At 68.6% G+C, this 3357-nt stretch carries 1 protein-coding gene; it reads left to right on the forward strand.

Annotated elements, in window-relative coordinates:
- Positions 1 to 3357, forward strand: a 3357-nt coding sequence (locus JaAD80_RS29720) for an S-layer family protein (protein WP_102299756.1), incomplete at both ends; no start/stop codon positions are given.

Raw genomic sequence — 3357 nt, forward strand, 5'->3', positions numbered from 1 at the left:
ATCATCACGGGCACGGGCTTTGGCAGCACGACGGCGGTGACGTTCGCGCCACGCGGCCGAGCGGTTACACCGTCAACAGTCGAGCCACGCGAGATCACGGCGACGGCGCCAGCCGGCACAGGTACGGTAGACGTGCGCGTCACCACGGCTGGCGGCACCAGCGCCACCAGCGCCGCCGATCAATTTACCTATGTGCCGGCACCGACGGTGACGGGCATTTCGCCAACGGCGGGGCCGGTCGGCGGCGGTACCACCGTCATCATCACCGGTACGGGGTTTGGCGGCACCACGGCGGTGACCTTCGGCGCCACGGCAGCCTCCGGCTTTACCGTGAACAGCGCCACGCAGATCACGGCGACGGCGCCAGCCGGCAGCGCCGGCACGGTGGACGTGCGCGTCACCACGCCGGGCGGCACCAGCGCCACCAGCGCGGCAGATCAGTTTACCTTTATCGGAGTACCGACGGTCAGCAGCCTGTCGCCCACGGCAGGTCCCGCCGCCGGCGGCACTTCGGTCATCATCACCGGCACGCGCTTTACCGGCGCCACGGCGGTGACGTTCGGCGCCACGGCGGCCACGGGCTTCACGGTCAACAGCTCCACGCAGATCACGGCGACGGCACCGGCCGGCACGGGCACGGTGGACGTGCGCGTCAGCACCACGGGCGGTACCAGCGCCACCAGCGCGGCAGATCAATATACGTATGTGGCGGCGCCAGTGGTCAGCAGCATTTCGCCCGCGGCGGGTCCCGGCACGGGCGGCACCACAGTAACGATTACCGGCTCGGGCTTTAGCGGCACGACGGCCGTAACCTTCGGCGCCACGGCGGCAACTGGCTACACAGTCAACAGCGCCACGCAGATCACGGCCACGGCGCCAGCGGGTAGCGGCACGGTGGACGTGCGCGTCACCACCACGGGCGGCACCAGCGCCACCAGCGCGGCGGACCAGTTCACCTATGTCGGTGCGCCAGCGGTGAGCGGCATTTCGCCCACGGCCGGTCCAACGACAGGCGGCACCAGCGTCATCATCACCGGTACGGGGTTTGGCGGCACCACGGCGGTGACCTTCGGCGCCACGGCAGCCTCCGGCTTTACCGTGAACAGCGCCACGCAGATCACGGCGACGGCGCCAGCCGGCAGCGCCGGCACGGTGGACGTGCGCGTCACCACGCCGGGCGGCACCAGTGCCACCAGTGGGGCGGACCAGTTCACCTATGTGACTGCGCCTGTCGTCAGCGGCATCAACCCTGCCTTCGGGCCGGTCGCCGGCGGCGCCAGCGTCGTCATTACCGGTACCGGCTTTGCCAGCACGACGGCAGTGACCTTTGGCGCCACGGCAGCCTCCGGTTATACCGTCAACAGCGCCACGCAGATCACGGCGACGGCACCGGCCGGCACGGGCACGGTGGACGTGCGCGTCAGCACCACGGGCGGTATCAGCGCCACCAGCGCGGCAGATCAATTTACCTACATTCCGACCGGCGTGCTGACGTTTGCCACACCGACGGCGGCATCCATACCGTTGGGTAACAGCTTCAGCAATGCGGCGACCTCGACCCTGAGCGGCGGCAGTTATGGCGCCATCAGCTACACCAGCTCGAATGCGGGCGTGGCCACCGTCAGCGGTACCGGCGTCATCACTCCCATCGCCGCCGGCAGCAGCATCATCACCGCTACCCAGGCCGCCGTTGCAGGGGTGAACACGGTGGCGACGCAAACTTACACGCTAACAGTCTCGTCGGCCATGGAGATCACGCCGGCTTCCTTGCCGGCGGCGCAGGTCAGCGTTGCCTACAGCCAGCAATTGACGGCCAGCGGTGGTAGCGCACCGTACTCGTATGCGGTGTCGGCGGGCAGCCTGCCGGCCGGGATCAGCCTGAACAGCAGCGGCGTGCTCAGCGGTACGCCGACGGCGGCCGGCAGTTTCACGCTCACCGTGACCGTCACGGATGCGCATCTGTACACGGGCGCGAAGAGCTACACGCTGTCCGTGTCTTCCGCGGCCGTGGTGCTGGCGCCAGCCAGTCTGGCCAATGCAACGGCTACCGTGCCTTACAGCGCGACCCTGACGGCAACGGGCGGCACGGCGCCGTACAGCTATGCCGTGGTGGGCACGCTGCCTGCTGGCCTGAGCCTGAACGCCAGCACAGGCGTGCTGTCCGGCACGACGAGCGTGGCCGGCAGCTTCCCGTTCAGCATCAAGGTGAGCGACAGCAGCACCGGCACGGGGGCGCCATTTAGCGCCACCAACAGCTACACCATGGTCGTGACGACACCAACCCTGACCCTGACACCGGCCAGCCTGGCGGCCATCCGCGTCGGCGACGCCTACAGCCAGGCCTTCACGGCCGGCGGCGGCGTGGCACCGTATGTGTACACGCTGAGCGGCGGCACCTTGCCCACGGGCCTGGCGCTCGATGCGGCCACGGGCGTGCTGAGCGGCACCCCGACAGCGGCGGGCAGCTTCACCTTCACCCTGCAGGCAAAAGACGCCAACCAGTTCACGGTGCAGCAAGCCTTGAGCCTGCAGGTCAACCAGGCGCCGCCACCGGTGGCCAATGAAACGGCCACCACCTCGGCGAACCAGGAAGTGAGCCTGAATATCGCTTCCACCGATGGCAGCCCGATCACGGATGTCACCATCGTCACGCCGCCGCAGCATGGCCGCGTCACGGTGACGACGACGGGCGCATCGGCGCGCATGGCGCGTGCCGCCGCAGGCACCAGCTTCAAGGTGACGTATGTGCCAAATGCCGATTACTTTGGCCCGGACAGCTTTGCCTACACGGTGACGGGCCCGGGCGGCACCTCGGCGCCCGCCACCGTCAGCCTGACGGTGGCGCCGCAACCGGTGCCAGTGCCCGTGGCGAAGACGGCGACGGTACTGGCTGGCACGCCGGTGACCCTGAAGGTAACGGAAGGCGCCACCGGCGGCCCGTTTACGGCAGTGGCCATCACCACGCAGCCGACGAGCGGCACGGCGGTGGTCAGCGGCATGGACATTGTCTATACGCCGAGTGTCAATAGCAGCGGCGACATCAGCATCGGCTACACCCTGTCGAACGTGTTCGGCACGTCGCTGCCGGTGAAATCGACCATCAGCGTCAACCCAATGCCGCAAGTGGTGAGCCTGAGCGCCACGGTGGTAGCCGGCCTGGCGGTGAATGTCGACCTGACGGCGGGCGCCACGGGCGGACCGTTCACGGCGGCCAATGTGCTGAGCGTGGCGCCGGAGAGCGCGGGCAAGGCGGTGGTGCGCGATGTCGGCACGGCCGGCAAGCCGCTGTATCAGCTGAGCTTTACGGCGTCGGGCAAGTTTGCCGGCGCGGCCGTGGTCAGCTACACCCTGAGCAAC

Origin of the sequence: Janthinobacterium sp. AD80, from assembly GCF_002878455.1 — a bacterium.
Lineage (GTDB): Bacteria > Pseudomonadota > Gammaproteobacteria > Burkholderiales > Burkholderiaceae_D > Janthinobacterium.